The organism is Pseudomonas sp. Root71 (assembly GCF_001429045.1).
GTDB classification, from domain to species: domain Bacteria; phylum Pseudomonadota; class Gammaproteobacteria; order Pseudomonadales; family Pseudomonadaceae; genus Aquipseudomonas; species Aquipseudomonas monachiensis.
Map to the genome: position 1 here is coordinate 291226 of NZ_LMHY01000026.1, position 22819 is coordinate 314044.

The window sequence follows — 22819 nt, forward strand, 5'->3', positions numbered from 1 at the left end:
ATCGAAAGATGGGCGCCGGGCATTATTTGCCGCTGTACAGATTCAGATCGCCAAAGTGTTTCTTCTGAATGGTGGCGTAGGTGCCATCATCGTGTAACGCTTTGATACCTTTATCCAAAAGTGCTTTCAGCTCGGTGTTACCTTTCTTAATGCCGATGGCCGTTTTGGCTGGCAGCAAAGCGTTGTCGACCGGCTTGCTGACGTCGTAGTCGGCACCCTGTGGCGACTTCAGGAAGCCCAGTTCGGCTTGCAACATGTCCTGAATCCCTGCGTCGAGACGACCGGAAGTCAAGTCGGCGTAGACCTGGTCCTGATTGGCGTAGGCCTGGGTTTTCACGCCGGCCTTGTCCAGAACGGCTTTGGCATAGGCTTCCTGAATGGTGCCTTGTTCGTAGCCGACGGTCTTGCCCTTGAGCGAGGCGACGTCTTCGGTCACGCCAGAACCTTTCTTGGACACGTAGGCGGTTGGGCCGGAGAACAGTTCGCTGGAGAAGTCGATGACTTTTTCACGGGCTTCGGTAACGGTCATCGACGAGATCACACCGTCGAATTTATTGGCTTTCAGGCCCGGGATCATACCGTCGAAGTCACTTTCGACCCATTTGCACTTGACCTTCAGCTCGGCGCAGATCGCGTTGCCCAGATCAATGTCAAAGCCTACCAGGCTGCCATCGGCCGCTTTCGATTCGAACGGTGCGTAGGAAGGGTCAACGCCGAAACGCAGTTCTTTGTACTCCTTCGCCATGGCGGAGCCGGCAGCCATGCACAACGCCAGTGCAGAAAGGGTCAGCAATGCTTTTTTCATTATTCAATCCCTAAAAACCAATATGAGCGCTTGTGGCGCAGAATTATTGTTACTGGAAAGCGTAAGACCTGTTGAAAGTAGCAATTTCCGAACCAGAGTGCCGAACAAGCGTTTTAAAAGGTGCTTGGAAATGGCCGGAGACAGATTTATGCACGAAAACGGGCGCAGGGAAATGGGTGCACCAAATCATCTCGCCACAAAAAACGATTTGACTGAGCAGGGGCACCAGGCTCTCCACCGGGTGACACGACTCATCCTCGCGTCAGCGCAACGGCGATAGCGGTCTGACATTCAACCTCAATGTGAATGTCAGACCGCTATCGCGAGCAAGCTCGCACAACTAAAGGGCGCGGTTACTTTCCTGGGGTCAGCGTCAATCGCGCCTTGCCGTAGGCGTTGTCGAAGTTCTGCGGCTGCATCGGCAGGCTCATGTACTGGCCCTTGAGCCACGGCTCGATGCTGTTGAGGTAGTTCGGGCTGGCCGGGTTGCCGGACTGACCGGTGCCGTTCTGCGCCATCAGCGGTTCGGACTGGCCGAAGTCGACGATAAAGCGCATGGCTGGCGCCAGCGTGGTGTTGAAGTCCTGCCCCCAGGCGAAGGCGGCGGTGTTGAGCGTGGTGTGATCGCCACCGGCCGGCAGCGGTCCGCGTACGGTCTGGCCGCTGCTGTTTTTCCATTCATAGCGATGCAGTTTGCCCCACTGCCAGGCTCTGTGATCACCGCCCAACTGGCTGTCGCCTGTGCTGATCGCGGCGGCGAGGCTGCGAGCGAGGATCGCCGGCTTGTCTTCTTTCTGCGCGGTGCGCACGTCATCCCAGAACGGGCTGTCCTCACGCCCGAGCAAGTGATCGGCCTGGGCCGCGAAGGACAACTTGCCGTCGGCGACAAAGGCTTTCCACGCCGAGCTGGTTTCCGGGCCCAGTTCGTCGAGGAAGATCTGCCGCGTGCTTTCCTGCAGGAACAATTCGTAGATCGCCGCATCGGTGGAGCTCGGGCTGAGCTTGCCATCGAACGCCATCAAGCGGCTGTAGGCTTCATGTGCCTTGGTGCGATCGGCCGGCGGCAAGGCGTCCATGGCTTGTTTGAGCGGCTGGGCCATGCCCGGCGCTTCGAACATTTTCTTCAGCTTGGCAGCGAAGGTAGTGGTCTGGTCGTATTGCATGGCGATCAGGCTGCGGCTGTCGTGCTTGCCGGCGCCGGCCAGTTCGGCCAGGCGCTCGCCGCGCTCCGGAGCGGCCCAGGAATTGGACAACTGCATGCCGTAGCCATGGGGAATGACTCGCTGATTGGCGGTGCCGAGCCAGCCCTGGGCCGGGTCCTGGTCGTACGGGTGCAGCATCGGGTCGGCATAACCGTCCCAATCGTATCGTCCTTCCCAGCCCGGCGAAGGCAGCAGGCCTTCGCCTTCGCGGCGGTTCGGGTAACGGCCAGTGACTTGCCAGCCGATGTGACTGGCGTCGGCGAACACCAGGTTCAGCGCAATGGCGCGGATTTCGCGGCTGGCATCCGAGGCTTTCTCGACACTCTGGGCGCGGGACAGGTCGAAGAGCGCGTCCAGGGTTCTGTCGTCGGTGAAGTTCGGCGTCTGCAAGGCCAGGCCGAAACCATTGGCCAGCGTGGTGCCCTGGGCGCTGTTGAGCAGAGGGCCATGGCGGGTTTCGTACACCGCTTCACGAATCGACCGCTGGCCGTTGACGAAATAGGTTTCGTTGCGCACGATCGCCGGCTGCCATTTCCCGGCGTTTTCGTAGGTAAGCCCGTTGCCCAGGCGCTTGATTTTCTCCAGGAACAGGTCCTGGTTGTCGCCCATCACGGACGTCATGCTCCACGCCACTTTGCCGTTGAAACCGCCAAGCACCATTGGCAGCCCCGCGATGGTCACGCCGGACGCCTGATACTTCGGCGCGCGAATCTGCACGTAACTGAACAGCGAAGGCACGCCCAGCGGGCCGTGAGTGTCACTGGCCAGCAGGCTCTTGCCGCTGCGACTGCGTTGCGCGGCGATGGCCCAGTTGTTCGACGAGGTGGCGCCTAGCAGGTTGAGGTCCGATAGTTGTCCGGTGGCTTTGCTGAGTTCAGCCAGCCCCGGTACTTGCCCGTTGAGCTTGAGGCCTTGCAATTTTTCGCTTTCGGCGACCGGCAGTTTTTCGTCGGGAGCCGACGGCGTCAGCCACGCCAGTTTGTCGGTGGTGACGGTCTGGGCCAGTACCAGCGAGGAAACTTCTTCCGGCAGGTTGGTCGACTGGCTGAAGTTCAGCAGGCAGAAAATCAGCGCCGAATCCTCCGGCTGCCAGTATTCAGGCTTGTAGCCGGTGGCCGCCAGATCCGCCGGCAGTTTGTCGCGGTAGCGGAACAGGTAGGCGTTGACCCCGCGCGCATAGACTTCGAAGAAACGCTTGAGGCGCGGCGAAGAAGCCTTGTACAGCTCGCCAGCACTTTTCTTCAGGTTGACCGCCCGCATGTAGCGGTCGGCATCCAGCAGGTCGGCGCCGTGCATCTCGGCCAAACGGCCCTGGGCCAGCAGGCGCAGGGTGACCATCTGGGTGATGCGGTCGCTGGCATGCACGTAACCGAGAGTGAACAGCGCGTCGTGGAAGCTGTTGCTTTCGATCAGCGGCATGCCCATGGCATTGCGGCGCACCGAAACGCTCTGCGCCAGGCCTTTGAGTGGTTGTACGCCGGAGGTTGGCGGGAGGGTGTCCTGGGCGTTGAAGTTCTGACAACCGGTCAGGCTCAACACACCGGCCACTGCTGCGGCAACGCCGAACCGGGGTAGAAAATGAGTAAGGGCTGGCGAGGCCATGGCAAAGCTCCTGCGGGGGTGGTAGCGCAATAAAGGCGCTACGTTAGTGAGCAGGCGATGGCCGCGCAAGCGGGGTAAGAGGTTATTTCAGGATTTGTCAAAGATCGCAGCCTCAACAGTGGCTTGCCAGCCGTAACTGGTGATATTGAAGTGCGACACGCTCAACAATCCAGGAAGACAGTCGGCATGGAGCTCAAGGCAAACGCGGCACTGATCATCATCGATCAACAAAAAGGCATCCTGCATCCAAGGCTCGGTCGCAGGAATAATCCGGAGGCCGAAGCGCGCATGCTGGAAATGCTCGGCCATTGGCGGCGTACCGCCCGGCCGGTGATCCATGTGCAACACCTGTCCCGCTCGGAGGACTCGGTATTCTGGCCACTGCAGTCGGGGGTGGAGTTTCAGCAACGGTTCGAGCCAATGGCCGGTGAACGCTTGATCCAGAAGCAGGTGCCGGATGCGTTCTGTTCGACCGGGCTGGAGGCGCAGTTGCGCGAGGCGGGGATCGGGCAGTTGATCATCGTCGGTGTCGCAACCCACAACTCGGTGGAGTCCACGGCGCGTACCGCGGGCAACCTGGGGTTTGATACTTGGGTGGCCGAGGATGCGTGCTTTACCTTCGACAAGGCTGATTTCTTCGGCCATGCCCATAGCGCCGAAGAGGTGCATGGGATGTCGCTGGGGAATTTGCACGGTGAGTATGCGACGGTGGTCAGCAGTGCACAGATTCTGTCAGCCGACTAAGCACCTGTAGGAGCAAGCTCGCTCCCACAGGAGAGGATGGCGATTCAACAGGCGAAGCAAGTCTTCGCCAGAAGCATCAAGCGCCGTGGCACTTCTTGAATTTCTTGCCGTTGCCGCATGGGCACGGATCGTTGCGGCCGACGTCTTTCAATGCGTTGCGCACCGGTTCCTGGTGAGCGTGGCCGCAGTTCGGACCGTGGACATGGCCGTGGTCGTGATCATGATCATGGTGGTGATGGTCATGATCATGATCGTGGTTGCAGTCAGGGCCGTGGACATGGGGTTGCTGGGTCATCGGTGTTGCTCCGGAATTAAATCGGCGGCGATTATCACGCCATTGCGCGCCAGGTGCACGTAGTGGGCGATGAATATACCGGTTTCCAGTTCACCTTCCAGACGATAGGGAATGGGCTGATCGGATTTTTTCAGCAGTTTGGCCATTTCACGGACCTTGGACCACAGGTTGGTGCGGATCGGCACCTTGAAGTAAGCGCTGTGCCTGGGGCTGATGGTGAACCAGTGTTCGTACTCGCCATCGGCCAGCAGTATGTCACCCAGATGAACGCGGTACTCCAGGCTGCGCACCGTCAGGTCGCTGTCGTTGGGGTTGTCGATGCGAAAATGCAGGAGGAATTTCTGTTCCAGCATTTTGGCGCTGACCACCTCGATCTTCACCAGATGGACCTCGGGGTCCGGCAAGTCGTCGGCGAACCACGATGCACAGCCGCCGAGTCCCAGTGTCAGGAACAGCGTAAGCAGACAGCGTGCGCCGCGGCGGATGATCATCGTGGTGTTTCTCCCTTGAGCCCAGTCTAGACCCAAAAGATCGCAGCCTTCGGCCGCTCTTGCGCGGTGGACAGTCATTGCTTGTCCTAGCTGCTGAAATACCCCGCACAACACTTCTTGAACTTCTGCCCACTCGTGCACGGGCAGGGGTCATTGCGCCCGAGTTTGAGTTGCACGGTGGGGTCGATGAAATACCAGCGCCCGGTGTTCTGTACGAACGATGAGCGCTCTCGATGACTGTGCTCGCCATTACTGTCGTGCCAGCGCGCGGTGAAGGTCACGAACGCGTGTTCAGGCTGGCCGCCCAGCACTTCGGAGCTTTCGACCTCAAGGCCCAGCCATGTGCTTTGCGCACTCCAGTCGCTGATCGATTGACGGTCCAGGCCGGCCTGTTGGGCGGGCAGGGTGGTGGCTACCAGATAGTCGACCAACCCCAGCACATAGGCGCTGTAGCGCGAGCGCATCAATGCTTCTGCGCACGGTGCCGGGTGTCCGGCATGATAGTGACCGCAGCAGGCGTCGAGCAGGGTGCCGCTGCCGCATGGGCAAATGGATGTACTCATTGCATTACCACCAGTATTTCCCGAAGTTTTCCGGATTGGCCCAGAAGCGCGAGTTGAGCCAGTCGGGGACTTGTTTGTATTCAAGCAGATCGTAGGTGAACAGGGTCAGCACCTGTTCGTCCCGTTGGAAGCGTTCGCTGGCTTGCAGGGCCAGGGAGAAAAAGTCCGTTTCCTGCCAGCCACAGGCCGGCAGGTCCACCAGTACTGCGATGCGGCTGGCGTTGAGGTTGCGGATGCCGCCCAGCAGGTTCAGGCCGTCGCGCTTGGGCAAATGCTCCAGGCAATCGACTACCAGGGCCAGGTCGAAACGGCGGGCCGCCAGCTCGGCCGGCAGTGGCCCGGGGGCCGCGGAAGCGACACAGCTATCCGGGTGAGCGAGTTTGAAAGCCTCCAGTGCCGGGAATTCGCTGGCGCCGATCAACAACAGGCGTGCGGGGGCATATCGGTCAAGTAACGCGGCCAGTGCCTGTTGTGGCGTGCGTGAAGAAATACCTGCAGTCATCGAAGATCCTCAATCAGATCTGCCAAGACTAGCCTGCCCTAACGTTCGGGCCTAGAGCACCCTGGCGACAAAAGCGCCAACCTGCCGTTAATACGCGAATAAACAGCATGGCCTATTGCTGGCGGAGTTTAAAACTCGGGTCTTTACTACCTGAATCGGTTCTAAGCCGATCCCTCAGGAGAAAACTAGATGAGCATAGTTCGGACAGCATTACCCTTGGTTCTGCTAACCAGTGTCTTGACTGGTTGCGCAGGTTTGCAGAAAACCGACTGGCCGACCTGTGCGGCAGTTGGTGGTGTCGTGGGGGCGGGCATCGGTGCGACCGAAAGCTCGGCATGGGCAGGGTATGGTGCTCTGCTCGTCGGCGGTACGGCAGCGGCTTATTGCTGGGTGCACGGTGATGGCGATGAAGACGGCGATGGCGTACCGGATAGTCGCGACAAGTGCCCAGGCACGCCAAAAGGCGTTCAGGTCGATGCCAACGGTTGCCCACCACCAGCGCCTGTGGTCGAAGAAGCGGTTGTGGTTCAGGAAGAAACCATCGTTATCCGCGATGTTCACTTCCAGTTTGACAAAGCCACGCTTACCTCGTCCGACAAACAGGTACTCGACAAGATTGCCACTCGCCTGAAAGCCGAAGCCCCTACCGCTCAACTGACCGTGACCGGCCATACCGACAGCGTGGGCAGTGACACCTACAACCAGAAACTGTCGGAAAAACGCGCCCACTCGGTGGTTGAATACCTCATCGAACAAGGCGTACCTCGCAGCAACTTCGTGTCGGTTGTCGGTGCCGGTGAAAGCCAGCCGGTTGCTGACAACAAAACCGCTGACGGTCGTGCACAGAACCGTCGTACCGAAATCAAAATCCAGCGTTAAGTCCCCCTCGCATCCGCGCCTTGTGCAGTCGCGGATGCGGGTCTTTACTCCTGTGTAACCGGTATTGGCCGGACACAGGAGCTTTCAATATGATCGTTCTCACAAGGACCGTCTTGCCGGTTCTGCTACTTGGCAGCCTCTTGACCGGCTGCGCGACCCACAGCGATGGCACTGCCCCCCTCAATCAACGCACCTGGCCAATTTGCAGCCTCATCGGCGGCCTGGTCGGTGGTGGTCTGGGCGCAATCGAGAGTGGTGCCTGGGCCGCGGGCGGGGCAGCGCTGGGTATCTTGTCCGGCGGCTTGATCTGCTATGCCCAGGATGGCGACGAAGATGGAGACGGCGTTTTCGACCGACGCGACCGTTGCGCTGATACCCCTGCCAATACCCCGGTCGACCATCGGGGCTGCCCGGTGCCGCAATACCCGGACAGCGTCCAGGTCGAGCCTGCGCAATCCGAAGTCATTACTCTGAGCGATGTACTGTTTGTCTTCAATCAATCCGAGCTGACCCCGACAGCGAAGAGTCAACTGGATGCGTTGATGAGCAAGTTCGAGGATGCCGATGTGGTCAGCATCAAGGTGGTCGGCCATACCGACAGCGTCGGTTCGGATGCCTATAACCAGGCCTTGTCGGAGCGGCGTGCCAGCAGCGTGGCGGAATACCTGTTGAGCCAGGGCGTGGCGCCGAACAAAGTCACCAGCGAAGGCCGGGGTGAGAGCCAACCGATTGCCAGCAACGAAACCGAAGAAGGTCGTGCGAAAAACCGTCGCGTGGAACTGCATATAAACCGCTGAGCCAAGAGATAGAGCCGTCGGGCGACGGGTATGATCGCTACGACGGCCGTTTGGCGGCCTTCATGAAGATTTTTCCGTTGCCCTCTGGCTTATCCCGCGTGGAAGCCGTTACTGTGCGCGCAAACAATAATTCTCATCGGGGGCGCGTATGAACGTCATATGGGGACTGGGGCGGTTACTGACCTTGCTGTTCTGGGCGGTAGTGCTGGTCAATCTGCTCACACCGTTTGTCTTTCCGCTGCACCCGTTGGTCAACCTGGCCGGCGGCCTGTTGGGGTTCATCCATCTTCTGGAAGCGTTGCTGTGCTATCGCAGCCTTCGAGGTCGCGCCCATCCCTGGCTTGACCGCCTGAAGATCGTCATTTTCGGCGTATTCCACCTGCAAACCATTCCAGCTCCCAGCGCTTCGAAGGCTTCCCATGCGTAAACTCTGTCTGCTCGTCGCACTCATCAGCCCATTGGCCAGCGCACAGGTGGTGAGTGTCGAAACCAACTCGCTGATGCGCTTGCCCAACACCGCCAGCACCCTGCAACTGGAACGCCTGGTGGTGGCCGATTACGGTACCTTGCTGATTCCTTCGAACGTCACGGAAGTCACCGTGGGTGAATTGCATCTGGGGCGTGAAGCGCGCATTGCCATCGTGCCGGGGGAACAGGCGCTGGCGCTGAAGGTTCGTCGCGCTGATTTGTCCGAAGGCAGCCAGATCACCTCCCGTGGCTCACCCGGGACTTACCAGAAGGCCGCTCGATCCGGACGCAGCCTTGATTTGCAGATCAAGACACTGAACGCAGCGCAATTGAACGTTGATGCTCGCGGTGGTGCGGGCGCACCGGGGTTCATTGGCCTTGACGGGGCCAACGGCCAGGAACCGGGCTGCACCTGGGGGCAGGCGGGGCGCGGTGCCGATGGCAGTGATGGTAGCAATGGCCAGCCGGGAGCACCGGGGGCGCTGGTCAAGCTGGCAGTGCCGCACGACTTCCCGGCGGACCGGATCAAGGTTCAGGTGGCGGGCGGTGCCGGTGGCCTGGCCGGCCCTGGCGGCAAACCGGGGGCGGGTGGCAAGGCCAAGGGTTGCCTGATCTACAAGGCCGATGGCGGCAAGAGCGGTAAACCCGGGGCTGACGGGCAGCCCGGGCCGGAAGGGGCTGCGGGTTCGGTGACGGTTCAGCGCTTGTAAAACTTACCAGGCCCTCTGTGGCGAGAGGGCAATCCCCCCCTGCCACACCCGTCCGGCAGATTCAGAACATCGGCCGAGCCGCAGCAATCGCTACCAAGGCCAATCCCACCAACAGATTGATCCCCACCAACTTGCGGATCCGCCCCAGCACCGCTGCACCAACGGGCCAATCCTGCTCGGCCACGGCAGTGCGCAGCTCCGGCAGCATCAGCGCCTGAATCCGGATAAACAGCGCGGTCATCACCACATACAAGCCCATCATCACCTGCACATAACGTGGCGCAGTTTCAAAGCCACCGAAGTGCATGTGCAGCATGCCCACGCCGCTGACCGGCAACAGCACCACCGCCACCCAGACCCAGCGGAAAAATCCTTGAAACACTTCTACCCACAGCTTCAGCCGGGCAGGGCCTTCCAGTGCCGTCACCGCGGCGGGGCGCAGGACCATCCAGGCGAAAAACATGCCGCCGACCCAGACCAGGGCGGCCAGTACATGCAGGCTATAAATGAGGCTAAAAGGTGTCATTGGGTTACTCCGTTCTGCGCGGGATTCATTAGCGGGGTATGATAGCGACCAAACCGAACCACTGAAAATTTATCCAGCGTTTTTGCGCCCGACAATCCATGATCAGCACTGAACTCAAAACCACGATCCAGGGCGCCTACTCGCGTTTTCTCGAAGCCAAGAGCCTCAAGCCGCGTTATGGCCAACGCCTGATGATCGCCGAAGTCGCCAAGGTCCTGGGTGATATCGACACCGACGACGAAGGCCGGCGCAGTGGCGACCCCGCGATTGTCGCGGTGGAAGCTGGCACCGGTACCGGCAAGACCGTGGCCTACAGCCTGGCGGCGATTCCCACGGCGAAGGCCGCCGGCAAGCGCCTGGTGATCGCCACGGCCACCGTGGCCCTGCAGGAGCAGATCGTCTACAAGGACTTGCCTGACCTGATGCGCAACAGCGGGCTGAACTTCAGCTTCGCCCTGGCCAAGGGGCGCGGGCGCTACATGTGCCTGTCCAAGCTCGACATGTTGCTCCAGGAAGGCCACGCGCAGACCGCCACTGCTCAGTTGTTCGAAGAAGAAGGCTTCAAGATCGAGGTCGACGAGGCCAGCCAGAAGCTGTTCACCAGCATGATCGAGAAACTCGCCGGCAATAAGTGGGACGGCGACCGCGACAGTTGGTCCACCGCCCTGGAAGACGCCGACTGGGCGCGCCTGACCACCGACCACAGCCAGTGCACCAACCGTCATTGCCCGAACTTCGGCCAGTGCGCCTTCTACAAGGCCCGCGAAGGCATGGGCAAGGTCGACGTGATCGTCACCAACCACGACATGGTGCTGGCCGACCTCGCCCTGGGCGGCGGTGCCGTGCTGCCGGACCCGCGCGACACCATCTACGTGTTCGACGAAGGCCATCACCTGCCGGACAAGGCCATCGGCCACTTCGCCCATTACACGCGCCTGCGCTCCACCGCCGACTGGCTGGAGACCACCGCCAAGAACCTCACCAAGCTTCTGGCCCAGCACCCGCTGCCGGGGGACCTGGGCAAGTTGATCGAGCAGGTGCCGGAGCTGGCGCGGGAGATCAAGACCCAGCAGCAGTTCATGTTCACCGCCTGCGAGCAGATCGCCGACTTCAAGCCCGGCGAAGACGTCGAAGGCCGCGAGCGCCCGCGTCACCGATTCGTCGGCGGGGTGATCCCCGAGCACATGCGTGAAATGGGCATCGAACTGAAGAAGGGTTTCGCGCGGCTGACCGATCTGTTCACCCGCCTGACCGAGTTGCTCAAAGAAGGCATGGATGGCGAGGTCAACATTGGCATCGCCAGCAACCAGGCCGAGGAGTGGTATCCGCTATTCGGTAGTCTGTTGTCGCGTTCTTCCGGCAACTGGGAATTGTGGACTGCCTTCACCGTCGAGGACCCGGAAGACAACCCGCCGATGGCCCGCTGGCTGACCCTGGCCGAAAGCGGTTCGCTGTTCGACATCGAGGTCAACGCAAGCCCCATCCTCGCGGCGGAAATGCTTCGCCGCAACCTGTGGAACGTGGCGTATGGCTGCCTGGTGACGTCGGCGACCCTGACGGCCCTCGGCACCTTCGACCGCTTCCGCATGCGCGCCGGCCTGCCGAAAAAAGCCGTGACGGCCGTGGTGCCAAGCCCCTTCCATCACGCTGACGCCGGTGTGCTACGGGTGCCGAACCTGAACGCCGATCCCCGTGATGCAGCGGCGCATACCGCCGCGATCATTCGTGACCTGCCTGAATTGGTCGAAGGCTCGCGGGGCACGCTGGTGCTGTTTTCTTCGCGTAAACAGATGCAGGACGTGTTCGACGGCCTCGACCGCGACTGGCGCAAGCAAGTGTTCATCCAGGGCAACCTGTCGAAACAGGAAACCCTCAACAAGCACAAGGCGCGGGTCGATGGTGGGGATTCCAGCGTGTTGTTCGGCCTGGCGAGCTTCGCCGAAGGGGTCGACTTGCCCGGTGCCTATTGCGAGCACGTGGTCATTGCCAAGATTCCATTCTCGGTACCCGATGATCCGGTCGAAGCAGCGCTGGCCGAGTGGATCGAAGCCCGGGGCGGCAATCCGTTCATGGAAATCTCCGTGCCGGATGCCTCGCTGAAGCTGGTCCAGGCCTGCGGTCGCTTGCTGCGCACCGAAGAAGACCGCGGCACTATCACCTTGCTCGACCGGCGCCTGGTGACCCAGCGCTATGGCAAAGCCATCCTCAATGCGTTGCCGCCGTTCCGTCGAGAAATTTCCTGAAGCACCGGTGGGCAGTTTTGCCCGCCGCGTTGTCTATCTCTCTGCCATCGCTTTTCCACTGGCCCATTGAAGGTCGTTAGGGAGAATTTCGTTCTCATGATTTGCCGTTCGTTGCCTGCTGTTTTTGCCCTGATGTTCGCAACACCGCTGTTGGCCGCCCCCGCCGGCCAGCAGACGCTGTTCAACTTCGTGCGCCCCGCCGACGTGGTCCAGGTGGCGACTCAGGACGCCAGCCTGCCGCAATCCAACGCCGAGCAAACCCCCGAAGGCGAAGTGCTGCGCCGGGTGACGTTCAACCCGGTCGCCCGGCCGACGTTGCGCCTGACCCCGCAAACCGGCGCCTGGGACTGGTCGCAGTCGGGCGTCATGAGCCTGCGGATCCAGAGCGCGATGGACTGGGCCTTGACCCTGTACGTGACCATCCAGAGCAACGACGGCAAGACACTGGTCAGTCGCGTCGATCTGCCGGCGGGGCCTGCGCAAACCCTGTTGGTGCCTTTGCAAGCGACATCACCGCTGAGCCTGGGCATGAAGGCTGGCCCGCCTATGCCGATGACCGTTGAGGGGCAGCGAGTGTTGCTGGCCAGCAGCGCCGGTGAGCTGGATCGCAGCCAGGTGGTGTCGGTGAGCCTGTCGATGGACCAGCCCAAAGCCGCGCAAAGCATCCTGCTGGAACGCTTTGGTGTGCAGGACGGCGGGTCGGTCACCCAGGCCGTTTATGGCGGTTTGGTGGATGCTTACGGTCAGTCGACCCGGGCCAGATGGCCGGAAAAAGTCAGCAGCGACGAACAACTGAAAAGCGCCGCCAGCAAGGAGCTGCAGCAACTGAAAACCTGGCTGGCCGAGCGCGAAAAGTCCTCCCTGGACAAGTTCGGTGGATTGACCAAAGGCCCGTCCTTCAAGGCCAGTGGCTTTTTCCGCACCGAAAAGCGCGACGGACGCTGGTATCTGGTGACACCGCAGGGCCATCCGTTTTATTCGCTCGGGGTTAACACCGTCGCTGCAGACGTCAACCCGACCTACGTTGCCGGTCGTGAATGGATGTTCGAATCCCTGCCCAAAGCAGATGACGCACTCGCCAGCCACTATGGCGAAGGTGACAACCGTGGCGGCAATGGTGCCGATCAAGGGCGTGGCTACAATGCCGGTCGCTGGTACGACTTCTACGGTGCCAACCTGCAGCGCCTGTATGGCGATCCGTGCGCGGAGGGTAGCGATACCAAGGCCGGTGTCGCCGCGGCGGCCAAAGCCGATGCGATTGAAGCGACAGCGACCAAGGCGGCGGAACAACCCGTTGTTCCTGCAACCGCCGAGTCTGGCATCGCCGAAGCGGCCAAGACTGAAGCGACGGTGGCGGATGCCACCGAGCAAAAACCTGCCGAACCGTGCAAGGCGCTGTTCGACGAGCAGCGCTGGGCCAGTCACACCCTTGATCGCTTGCAGGCCTGGGGCTTCAACACCATCGGCAACTGGAGCGCACCCGCACTGGGCGACGCTGATCGTGTGCCCTACACCATGCCGCTGTCGATCGTCGGCGACTACGCCAGCATCAGCACCGGCACCGACTGGTGGGGCGGCATGCCCGACCCGTTCGACCCGCGTTTCGCCATGGCCACCGAGCGTGCAGTGGCGATTGCTGCCCGCGACCATCGTGACGATCCTTGGCTGATCGGTTACTACGCCGACAACGAACTGGCCTGGGCCGGTCCCGGCGATGACCCGAAAGCCCGTTATGCCCTGGCCTACGGCACCTTGAAAATGACCACCGACGTGCCGGCCAAGCGCGCATTCCTCAAGCAACTGCGTGACAAGTACCGCAATCAGGCGGGCCTGTCGAAGGCCTGGGGCATTGAGCTGCCAGCCTGGGAACTGATGGAGGATCCGGGGTTCGTACCGCCGCTCCCGAGCGCCGAGCACCCGGAAATCGAAGCCGACTTCAAATACTTCCAGAAGGTCTTTGCCGACACTTACTTCAAGACCATCTCCGACTCACTCAAGTGGCACGCGCCGAACCAGTTGCTGCTCGGCGGCCGCTTCGCGATCAGCACACCGGAAGCCGTGGAGTCCTGCGCCCAGTACTGCGACGTGTTGAGTTTCAACATGTACACCCTGCAACCCCAGGATGGTTACGACTTCGCCAAGCTGCGCAGTCTCGACAAACCGGTGCTGATCACCGAGTTCAATTTCGGTTCGGCCGATCGTGGCCCGTTCTGGGGCGGCGTTACGCCGTTGGCGAAGGAGGAAGACCGCGGTCCGGCGTACGCCAACTTCCTCAAGCAGGCATTGAGCGAGCCGTCGATTGTCGGCGTGCATTGGTTCCAGTACCTCGATCAACCTGTAACCGGACGCCTGCTTGACGGTGAAAACGGTCACTTCGGGTTGGTGGGCATCACTGATCTACCGTTCCAGGGTTTTGTCGACAGTGTTCGCAAGAGCAACCTGGCGACAGTCGAGCAACTGGGCAAAGAGGCCGAGAAGGCTGCAACCGCCGCCGACAAAGCCAGCCACGACGCCGAGGGCGGCCGCAAGGCCGAGGCCGGCAAGGGGCCGGGGAAAGGCGCGGGTGGGCACTCCGGCAAAGGCCATTAATCGCTGAAACCGTGTCATCGTTCTTCGCGAGCAGGCTCGCTCTCACTTTGGAATGCATTCTCCTGTGGGAGCGAGCCTGCTCGCGAAGGCGTCATTGGCATCACCACTGCATTTCAAGTTGATGGCAGAGCGACCGCCCGGCCCAACCCTGTTCCCAAAACCCTCAAGGGCTGGAACAATGCCGACCACTTTGTAGAGCGTTAATCCGGGGAGTTGCGGGTGCAGATTCAGGGTCATTACGAGCTTAAGTTCGAAGCGGTGCGAGAGGCGTTCGCGGCGCTGTTCGACGATCCCCAGGAGCGTGGCGCCGCGTTGTGCATCCAGGTCGGTGGCGAAACCGTTGTCGATCTGTGGGCCGGCACTGCCGACAAGGACGGGGCCGAGGCCTGGCATAGCGACACCATCGCCAACCTGTTCTCCTGCACCAAGACCTTTACCGCCGTCACCGCGCTGCAGCTGGTGGCCGAAGGCAAGCTGCAACTGGATGCCCCGGTTGCGCGCTACTGGCCTGAATTCGCCGCAGCGGGCAAAGCGTCCGTCACCCTGCGTCAACTGCTCTGCCATCAGGCCGGTCTACCGGCATTGCGCGAGTTGTTGGCCCCCGAAGCCCTTTACGACTGGCAAACCATGGTCGACGCCCTGGCCGCCGAAACGCCGTGGTGGACGCCGGGCGAAGGCCACGGTTACGCGGCGATCACCTATGGCTGGCTGATCGGCGAATTGCTGCGCCGTGCCGACAGTCGCGGGCCGGGTGAATCCATCGTCGCGCGGGTCGCCAAACCGTTGGGCCTGGACTTCCATGTGGGCCTGGCCGACGAAGAGTTCCATCGCGTGGCCCACATTGCGCGGGGCAAGGGCAATGTCGGCGATGCCGCGGCCCAGCGCCTGCTGCAAGTGACCATGCGTGAGCCAACGGCCATGACGACCCGGGCGTTCACTAACCCGCCGTCGATTATGACCAGCACCAACAAACCCGAGTGGCGACGCATGCAACAGCCGGCCGCCAATGGTCATGGCAATGCCCGCAGCCTGGCCGGATTCTACGCCGGCCTGCTGGACGGCAGCCTGCTGGAAAGCGAAATGCTCGATGAATTGACTCGCGAGCACAGCCACGGCGAGGACAAGACTTTACTGACCCGGACCCGTTTCGGCCTGGGTTGCATGCTTGATCAACCGGATGTTGCCAATGCCACTTTCGGCCTTGGCCCGCGGGCGTTTGGTCATCCGGGTGCCGGCGGCTCCATCGGTTTTGCCGATCCGGAGCACGATGTGGCTTTCGGATTTGTGACAAATACCCTGGGGCCGTACGTCTTGATGGACCCGCGCGCGCAAAAGCTGGTGCGGGTTCTGGCCACTTGTCTGTAAAAGCGGCTATCGGGTTCCAGGGCTGGAACCCGATAACCTTTTCAGTTTCAAACCGTCTGCTTCTACCGGCCAATGTGGCCTGATTTTTTTGACTTCATTTTTGTGGATATCCAATGTCATCCAATAAAACCCTCGCTTTGGCCCTGTGCTTCGCTATTACCGGTTGCGCACAGACTCCACAGAAAGACGCGACGGCACCTGTCGCCAAGACTGAAAGCGGCAGCCACTGGTACTGGCCGTTCGGTTCCGACGACAGCGCCGGCAAGCCCGTGGCCAAGCCGGAGGTGAAGCCCGCAGTCAAACCCGTTGCGGCGGCCAAGGCTGAAACCGATAGCGGTAGCAAGTGGTGGTGGCCGTTCGGCGGTAGCGAGCAGAGCACCGCCAAAGTTGTGCCGATGCCTGACCCGAAAGTCACCCAGGCCTGGCTTGACGACTACGAACCGCGACTGCGCGAGGCGGTCAAGGGCAGCAACATGCAACTCGAGCGCCGCGAAAACGTGCTGGTGGTGACTGCGCCGGTCGAAGGCTCGTTCAACCCGGATCGTCCGGCCATGCTGCTGCCGGTCACACTCGGTCCGTTCACCCGCGTTGCCAAGATCCTTGAAGCCGATCCAAAGACCGCTGTGTTGATCCTCGGCCACAGCGATACGTCCGGCGCGGCGCCGGCCAACGTCAAGCTGAGCCAGGAGCGTGCCCAGTCCGTTGCGGCGATTTTCCGTCTCAGTGGTTTGCAGCGTGATCGCCTGATGCTGCGTGGCCTGGGCGGTGACGCGCCGCGTGCCGCCAATGACAGCGTGCAAGGGCGTGCGTTGAACCGTCGCGTGGAACTGCTGGTGACCCCGCAAAACACCATGGTCGCGCTGCTGAGCAAGTACAATATGCCGGCTCCGGCACCTGTGACCATGGTCGCTGCCGCGGACGCCAAGCCGGTCGCAAAACCTGTGACACCGGCCCCTGCGACTAAAAAGGCTGCTGTTCCAGCGACGAAAAAAGCGCCCGCGAAAAAAGCGTCGGCCAAGAAAGCACCGGCGAAAACCGCAACGCCGGCAAAAAAGACCACACCAGCCAAAGCCTCCACGGCTGACAAGAAAGTCGTCGCCACTGATACTGCAAAGCAGTGATTCGTTAACCAAAAGGAATGCGCCATGACCCAGGGCCTGGCTGATATGCGTCGTGACTACACCCGTGATGGCCTGACCGAGGCACAAGCCCCGGCCGAGCCGTTCGCACTGTTCCACCAGTGGTTCGCCGACGCGGTGAAAACCGAGCAGGCACCGGTGGAAGCCAACGCCATGACCCTGGCCACCGTTGACCAGGACGGTCGACCGCACTGTCGCATTCTGTTGCTCAAGGGCCTGGACGAGCAGGGCTTCACCTTTTTCACCAACTACGAAAGCGCCAAGGGCCAGCATCTGGCCGCGAATCCGTTCGCGGCCATGACGTTCTTCTGGCCGGCGCTGGAGCGCCAGGTGCGTATCGAAGGACGGGTGGTGAAGGTGACGCCTGAGGAGTCCGACGCCTATTATCAGGTCCGTCCGCTGGGCAGTCGCCTGGGGGCCTGGGCGTCACCGCAGAGCCGGGTGATCGCCGGTCGTGGCGAACTCGAAGCGCTGCTCAAGAATACCGAGCAACGTTTCAGCGACACCCAGCCCCATTGCCCGGAACACTGGGGCGGTTATCGCCTGCTGCCGGAACGCATCGAATTCTGGCAGGGCCGCCCAAGCCGCCTGCACGACCGCCTCAATTACCGCCAGCAGGGCGCCGACTGGATTCTTGAACGTCTGGCACCCTGAGCAGTCTACCGATCGGGATAGCCTGCCGCAGCGGCCTCCAGCCACTTCGGCAGGTCTCGACGCTTGATCTTCTGCGCCCGGGCACTCGCCAGTCGTTCGAGCATGAAGGCTTTTTTCTGCTCGTCCTTGCCCGCCAGCGCTAGCGCCAGGTCGCGGTCCATCCAGCGTTTGATCCGCACGTACAGCCACCAATGGAAGTACAAACCGGCAACAGTCGTGACGACGATGATAAAGTAGTCCATTGAAATCCTTGGCCAGTGGGGCAGTTTTCAGAGTTTGCCGCTACTGTGTGAGTTCGTGGAGGCGCCTTAACGGAGCCTGAATCAAAACAATTTTACCCGGGCGATGCCGTGACAGGCGTCAAGCCGCGGAGTTTAATGAACAACTGTTTCTTTGGAGTTGATGCTATGCGTAAGTCTGTCCTGCTGGTTGCTTCCTTTTCCACGATGGCGATGTTGCTCACTGGTTGCCAATCGAGCCTGACCGGTGACTCCTACTCCCGTGACGAGGCGCGTCGGGTGCAGACCGTTCGCATGGGCACCATCGAAGCATTGCGCCCGGTGAAAATCGAAGGCACCAAGACCCCGATCGGCGGCGCTGCAGGCGCAGTGGTCGGTGGCGTTGGCGGCAGCTCCATCGGTGGCGGCAAGGGCAGTATTGTTGCGGCGGTCATTGGCGCAGTCGCCGGCGGCCTGATCGGTTCGGCCGCGGAAGAAGGCCTGACCCGCACCCAGGGTGTGGAAATCACCGTGCGCGAAGACGATGGCAGCATGCGCGCCTACGTACAGGAAGTTCAGCCGAACGAAGTGTTCCGTGTTGGCGAGCGTGTGCGCATCGCAAGTGTGAATGGCACCAGCCGCGTTTCGCACTAAACGCAAACACTGGATAAACAAAAAACCCGATCAGGTGACTGATCGGGTTTTTTGTTTTGCGGCTCAGGCGAGTCTTGATTGGCGCCAGGGTTTATTGCGGTTTATCAGGAGGCCAGCGCACTGTTCTTGCGGCTCGCCATCGCCGTCACCACATAACCGATCAGCGCCGCCAGAATCGAACCGGTCAAGATCCCCATGCGGTCCATCCCGGCGAAATCACTCACGCCCGGCTCGAAGGCCAGCGAGCCGACAAAGAGGCTCATCGTGAAACCAATGCCACAGAGAATCGCCACGCCCAGTATCTGACCCCAATTGGCGCCTTGGGGCAGGGCGGCGATACCGGTTTTCACCGCCAGCCAGGTCAGGCCGAAGACGCCGACGGTCTTACCCAACAGCAACCCGATGGCGATGCCCATGGGGACGTGGTGAGTGAAGCTTTCAACGGTGACACCGCTCAGGGACAGGCCGGCATTGGCAAAGGCGAACAGTGGCAGGATGCCGTAGGCCACCCACGGATGCAGGGCGTGTTCCAGGGCCAGCAATGGCGAAGGCTCGGCATTTTTCGTGCGCAGCGGAATGCAGAAGGCCAGGGTCACGCCGGCCAGCGTGGCGTGGACACCGCTCTTGAGCACGCAGACCCAGAGGATCAAGCCAATGATCATGTACGGCCCGAGCTTGACCACGCCGAGCCGGTTCATCCCGATCAGCGCCGCAATACAGGTCGCGGCCAGCGCCAGGGACAGGGTCGACAGCGCGCCGGAGTAGAAAATCGCAATGATGATGATCGCGCCGAGGTCGTCGATGATCGCCAGGGTCATCAGGAACAGTTTCAGCGATACCGGAACCCGTTTGCCCAGCAGCGCCAGCACGCCAAGGGCGAAGGCGATGTCGGTGGCGGTCGGGATTGCCCAGCCGTTGAGGGCCGCTGGCGTGTCGCGATTGAGGTACCAGTAGATCAGCGCCGGCACCACCATGCCACCAATGGCGGCGGCACCGGGCAGGACGATTTGCGACGGTTTGGACAACTGGCCGTCGAGGACTTCGCGCTTCACTTCCAGGCCGATCAGCAGGAAGAACAGCGCCATCAGGCCGTCGTTGATCCAGAGCAACGCCGGTTTGGCGATTTTCAGCGCGCCGATCTGGGCCACCACGGGAGTGTCCAGCAGGCCGTTGTACAGCCACGACAGCGGCGAGTTGTTGATAATCAGAGCCAGAACGGCAGCGGCGATCAGTAACAGACCGCTGGCAGCTTCCAACTGAAAGAAACGCGTGAAAGTGCTACGCAGAGGCAAGGTCGCTCTCCATCTGTGAATTCAAAAGGTGTTACACCCTAACAAGTACTGTTAGTTGTTAAAACAAAAGTTATATTCTTTTTTGTTATATGTCGTTACAGACTGATCCCTCAGCATCGACCTGAGCCTAGCAGTTGCCGGGCGTATTGGATTTCAGCTGTACCTGTGCCGGACGCGGGTTTTTTCCTAAGCTTGTTGGATGAGCCTTTTCAAAAGGCCGACTCCTGCCCGATACAACGAGAAAACCATCATGAGCGACAACCGACAGTGGTCCCGCGAAGCGATCCGGATCATCGAAGCCGATTTCCAGCGCAGCGCCGACACCCACTTGATCCCCTTGCCGCTGCCGGGTTTTCCAGGCATCGAGTTGTACTTCAAGGATGAGTCCAGCCACCCCACGGGCAGCCTCAAGCATCGCCTGGCCCGTTCGCTGTTCCTGTATGCGCTGTGTAACGGCTGGCTCAAGCCCGGTGCGCCGGTCATTGAAGCTTCCAGCGGTTCCACGGCGATTTCCGAAGCGTACTTCGCGCGTATGCTGGGCTTGCCGTTCATTGCGGTGATGCCGGCGACCACGTCCAAGGAAAAGATCGCGCAGATCGCCTTCTACGGTGGTCAAAGCCACCTGGTGGACGATCCGACCCGGATCTATGCGGAGTCCGAGCGTCTGGCTCGAGAACATGATGGACACTTCATCGACCAGTTCACCTACGCCGAGCGCGCCACCGACTGGCGGGCGAACAACAACATTGCCGAGTCGATCTTTCAGCAGATGCGTTTCGAGCAGCATCCCGAGCCGAGCTGGTTGATTTCCAGCCCCGGAACCGGCGGCACCACGGCCACCCTGGGCCGATATGTGCGTTATCGCCAGTATGGCACCCGCGTACTGTGTGCCGATGCCGAGCGTTCGGTGTTCTTCGATTACTACCAGACCGGCGATGCCAGCCTGCGACTGGACCACGGCTCGCGTATCGAAGGCATCGGCCGGCCACGCGTGGAAGCGTCGTTTCTGCCCAAGGTGATCGACGCGATGGTCAAGGTGCCGGATGCCTTGTCACTTGCGGCCATGCACTACCTGGCGGAGCGTCTGGGACGGCATGTGGGTGGGTCGAGCGGGACCAACCTGATCGGCGCACTGATGGCCGCCCAGCACATGAACGCAGCGGGGGAGACGGGCTCGATGGTGGCGATTCTGTGTGACAGCGGCGAGCGCTACGCCACGACCTATTACGATCAGGACTGGCTCAAGGCTCAGGGGTATGAGTTGAGCGGTTTGGTGGCTGTTGTGGCGGCGACGGTGGAGCGGGGGGAGCCGTTGCCGGCGAGCGTGCTGCGCGCCAATATCTGACACAAATGAAAAGATCGCAGCCTTCGGCAGCTCCTACAGGAGATGGTGTAAATCCTGTAGGAGCTGCCGAAGGCTGCGATCTTTTACTTTAAACCTTAAGCCTCCAGGCCAAGGATATCCCGAGCCACAGCCTCGGCAATGCGAATCCCGTCAACACCCGCCGACAGAATCCCGCCCGCATAACCGGCGCCTTCACCGGCCGGGAACAAGCCCTTCACGTTCAGGCTCTGCAACGACTCGTTACGGGTAATGCGCAACGGCGAGGAAGTGCGGGTCTCGATGCCGGTCAGCACTGCGTCGTGCAGCGAGTAACCACGAATCTGCTTCTCGAACGCCGGCAAGGCTTCGCGAATCGCTTCGATGGCGAATGCCGGCAGCGCCAGCGCCAGATCACCCAGGGCTACGCCCGGCTTGTAGGACGGCTCGACGCTGCCCAGTTCGGTGGACGGTTTGCCCGCGATAAAATCGCCGACCAGTTGCGCCGGGGCTTCGTAGTTGCTGCCGCCGAGCACGAATGCGTGGGATTCCAGGCGTTCCTGCAACTCGATACCGGCCAGCGGGCCGCCCGGATAATCGACTTCCGGGGTGATGCCGACGACGATACCGGAGTTGGCATTGCGCTCGTTACGCGAGTACTGGCTCATGCCGTTGGTGACCACGCGGTTCGGCTCGGACGTCGCCGCCACCACGGTGCCGCCCGGGCACATGCAGAAGCTGTAGACCGAACGGCCGTTCTTGGCGTGGTGCACCAGTTTGTAGTCGGCGGCGCCCAGTTTCGGGTGGCCGGCGTACTTGCCCAGGCGCGCACGGTCGATCAACGACTGGGGGTGCTCGATGCGGAAACCCACCGAGAACGGCTTGGCTTCCATGAACACGCCACGGCCGTGGAGCATGCGGAAGGTGTCGCGGGCGCTGTGGCCGAGGGCGAGGATCACGTGTCTGGAGTGGATCTGCTCACCGCCATTGAGTTCGACGCCGACCAGTTGGCCGTCTTCGATCAACACATCGGTGACACGCTGCTGGAAGCGCACTTCGCCGCCCAGGGCGCGAATCTGCTCACGCATGTTTTCCACAACGCCAGTCAGGCGGAACGTACCGATGTGCGGCTTGCTGACGTAGAGGATTTCTTCCGGGGCACCGGCCTTGACGAATTCGTGCAGGACTTTACGGCCGAGGAATTTCGGGTCCTTGATCTGGCTGTAGAGCTTGCCGTCGGAGAACGTCCCCGCGCCGCCTTCACCGAACTGCACGTTGGATTCCGGGTTGAGCACGCTTTTGCGCCACAGGCCCCAGGTGTCCTTGGTGCGCTGGCGTACTTCGGTACCGCGCTCGAGGATGATCGGCTTGAAGCCCATTTGTGCGAGCAGCAACCCGGCGAAAATCCCGCACGGGCCGAAGCCGACAACGATCGGCCGCGCGCTCAGGTCGGCTGGTGCCTGGCCGACTTCTTTGTAGCTGACATCCGGCGCCACGCTGACGTTACGGTCATCGGCAAACTTGTGCAGTACCGCCGCCTCATCGCGAACTTCAAGGTCGATGGTGTAGATGAAGCACAGTTCGGAGGACTTTTTGCGCGCATCGTAGCTGCGCTTGAACAAGGTGAAATCGAGCAGGTCATCGCTGGCAAGCCCTAAGCGCTGCACGATGGCAGGGCGCAGGTCTTCTTCGGGATGGTCGATCGGCAACTTGAGTTCGGTGATTCGTAACATGGCGGGATCCGGTTCGCGGGGCGCACA

At 61.2% G+C, this 22819-nt stretch carries 22 protein-coding genes; 12 read left to right on the forward strand and 10 right to left on the reverse strand.

Annotated elements, in window-relative coordinates; all coding sequences use genetic code 11:
- Positions 1–22: 22 nt before the first annotated feature.
- Positions 23–805 (reverse strand): transporter substrate-binding domain-containing protein, encoded by a 783-nt coding sequence (locus ASD95_RS19815; protein ID WP_056720873.1) that lies wholly within the window; start codon positions 803–805, stop codon positions 23–25.
- Between the two features lie 353 nt (positions 806–1158).
- On the reverse strand, positions 1159–3609 hold the full coding sequence (locus ASD95_RS19820; RefSeq protein WP_056720871.1) for a penicillin acylase family protein: 2451 nt from the start codon (positions 3607–3609) through the stop codon (positions 1159–1161).
- Positions 3610–3795: 186 nt separating this feature from the next.
- Between ASD95_RS19820 and ASD95_RS19825 the strand changes: the two genes are divergently transcribed.
- On the forward strand, positions 3796–4353 hold the full coding sequence (locus ASD95_RS19825; RefSeq protein ID WP_056720869.1) for a cysteine hydrolase family protein: 558 nt from the start codon (positions 3796–3798) through the stop codon (positions 4351–4353).
- Positions 4354–4429: 76 nt separating this feature from the next.
- Here ASD95_RS19825 and ASD95_RS19830 read toward each other — a convergent pair whose 3' ends face one another.
- From ASD95_RS19830 to ASD95_RS19845, 4 genes are all read right to left on the reverse strand, one after another.
- Positions 4430–4648 (reverse strand): SEC-C metal-binding domain-containing protein, encoded by a 219-nt coding sequence (locus tag ASD95_RS19830; protein WP_056720867.1) that lies wholly within the window; start codon positions 4646–4648, stop codon positions 4430–4432.
- The gene (locus tag ASD95_RS19835) at positions 4645–5139 is read right to left on the reverse strand and encodes an LEA type 2 family protein (protein ID WP_056720865.1); all 495 of its coding nucleotides are present in this window, start codon (positions 5137–5139) and stop codon (positions 4645–4647) included. The genes ASD95_RS19830 and ASD95_RS19835 overlap by 4 nt, the downstream gene beginning before the upstream one ends.
- A gap of 86 nt (positions 5140–5225) precedes the next feature.
- A complete protein-coding gene (locus ASD95_RS19840) occupies positions 5226–5702 on the reverse strand; it encodes a YchJ family protein (protein WP_056720863.1) in 477 nt (158 codons plus the stop codon).
- Positions 5703–5706: 4 nt separating this feature from the next.
- Complete coding sequence (locus ASD95_RS19845; protein ID WP_056720861.1) at positions 5707–6204, reverse strand: DUF6231 family protein; 498 nt, start codon at positions 6202–6204, stop codon at positions 5707–5709.
- Positions 6205–6393: 189 nt separating this feature from the next.
- Here ASD95_RS19845 and ASD95_RS19850 point away from each other — a divergent pair, with 189 nt between their 5' ends.
- From ASD95_RS19850 to ASD95_RS19865, 4 genes are all read left to right on the forward strand, one after another.
- Positions 6394–7083: an OmpA family protein gene (locus tag ASD95_RS19850; RefSeq protein WP_056720858.1), complete on the forward strand. Its 690-nt coding sequence runs from the start codon at positions 6394–6396 to the stop codon at positions 7081–7083.
- An 89-nt stretch (positions 7084–7172) separates the two neighbouring features.
- Positions 7173–7880 carry an OmpA family protein gene (locus tag ASD95_RS19855; RefSeq protein ID WP_056720855.1) on the forward strand — a complete coding sequence of 236 codons (708 nt, stop codon included), beginning with the start codon at positions 7173–7175 and terminating at the stop codon, positions 7878–7880.
- A gap of 148 nt (positions 7881–8028) precedes the next feature.
- Positions 8029–8307 (forward strand): DUF1145 domain-containing protein, encoded by a 279-nt coding sequence (locus ASD95_RS19860; RefSeq protein ID WP_056720853.1) that lies wholly within the window; start codon positions 8029–8031, stop codon positions 8305–8307.
- A complete protein-coding gene (locus tag ASD95_RS19865) occupies positions 8300–9058 on the forward strand; it encodes a collagen-like triple helix repeat-containing protein (RefSeq protein ID WP_056720851.1) in 759 nt (252 codons plus the stop codon). Before ASD95_RS19860 ends, ASD95_RS19865 begins: the two co-directional genes overlap by 8 nt.
- Positions 9059–9119: 61 nt before the next feature.
- Here ASD95_RS19865 and ASD95_RS19870 read toward each other — a convergent pair whose 3' ends face one another.
- The gene (locus ASD95_RS19870; protein ID WP_056720849.1) at positions 9120–9584 is read right to left on the reverse strand and encodes a CopD family protein; all 465 of its coding nucleotides are present in this window, start codon (positions 9582–9584) and stop codon (positions 9120–9122) included.
- Positions 9585–9682: 98 nt separating this feature from the next.
- Here ASD95_RS19870 and dinG point away from each other — a divergent pair, with 98 nt between their 5' ends.
- The 5 genes from dinG (at position 9683) to pdxH (ending at position 17574) form a co-directional block, all read left to right on the forward strand.
- Complete coding sequence (gene dinG, locus ASD95_RS19875; RefSeq protein WP_007992389.1) at positions 9683–11827, forward strand: ATP-dependent DNA helicase DinG; 2145 nt, start codon at positions 9683–9685, stop codon at positions 11825–11827.
- Positions 11828–11923: 96 nt separating this feature from the next.
- On the forward strand, positions 11924–14416 hold the full coding sequence (locus ASD95_RS19880; protein ID WP_056720847.1) for a beta-galactosidase: 2493 nt from the start codon (positions 11924–11926) through the stop codon (positions 14414–14416).
- Positions 14417–14635: 219 nt separating this feature from the next.
- Positions 14636–15781, forward strand: coding sequence for a serine hydrolase domain-containing protein (locus ASD95_RS19885; RefSeq protein WP_056720845.1), 1146 nt, complete (start codon positions 14636–14638; stop codon positions 15779–15781).
- A 113-nt stretch (positions 15782–15894) separates the two neighbouring features.
- Entirely contained in the window at positions 15895–16902 is a 1008-nt protein-coding gene (locus ASD95_RS19890) for an OmpA family protein (protein ID WP_056720843.1), read from the forward strand.
- A gap of 24 nt (positions 16903–16926) precedes the next feature.
- Complete coding sequence (gene pdxH / locus ASD95_RS19895) at positions 16927–17574, forward strand: pyridoxamine 5'-phosphate oxidase (RefSeq protein ID WP_056720842.1); 648 nt, start codon at positions 16927–16929, stop codon at positions 17572–17574.
- Between the two features lie 5 nt (positions 17575–17579).
- On the opposite strand, the gene ASD95_RS19900 is transcribed toward pdxH, so the two are convergent.
- Positions 17580–17816 carry a hypothetical protein gene (locus ASD95_RS19900; protein ID WP_056720840.1) on the reverse strand — a complete coding sequence of 79 codons (237 nt, stop codon included), beginning with the start codon at positions 17814–17816 and terminating at the stop codon, positions 17580–17582.
- A 165-nt stretch (positions 17817–17981) separates the two neighbouring features.
- Between ASD95_RS19900 and ASD95_RS19905 the strand changes: the two genes are divergently transcribed.
- On the forward strand, positions 17982–18446 hold the full coding sequence (locus ASD95_RS19905; protein WP_056720838.1) for a glycine zipper 2TM domain-containing protein: 465 nt from the start codon (positions 17982–17984) through the stop codon (positions 18444–18446).
- A 104-nt stretch (positions 18447–18550) separates the two neighbouring features.
- Here ASD95_RS19905 and nhaA read toward each other — a convergent pair whose 3' ends face one another.
- The gene (gene nhaA, locus ASD95_RS19910) at positions 18551–19738 is read right to left on the reverse strand and encodes a Na+/H+ antiporter NhaA (RefSeq protein ID WP_056720836.1); all 1188 of its coding nucleotides are present in this window, start codon (positions 19736–19738) and stop codon (positions 18551–18553) included.
- 247 nt (positions 19739–19985) lie between these two features.
- Here nhaA and ASD95_RS19915 point away from each other — a divergent pair, with 247 nt between their 5' ends.
- Complete coding sequence (locus ASD95_RS19915; RefSeq protein WP_177336453.1) at positions 19986–21083, forward strand: PLP-dependent cysteine synthase family protein; 1098 nt, start codon at positions 19986–19988, stop codon at positions 21081–21083.
- 95 nt (positions 21084–21178) lie between these two features.
- Here ASD95_RS19915 and ASD95_RS19920 read toward each other — a convergent pair whose 3' ends face one another.
- Entirely contained in the window at positions 21179–22792 is a 1614-nt protein-coding gene (locus ASD95_RS19920; RefSeq protein ID WP_056720832.1) for an NAD(P)/FAD-dependent oxidoreductase, read from the reverse strand.
- Between the last annotated feature and the right edge of the window lie 27 nt (positions 22793–22819).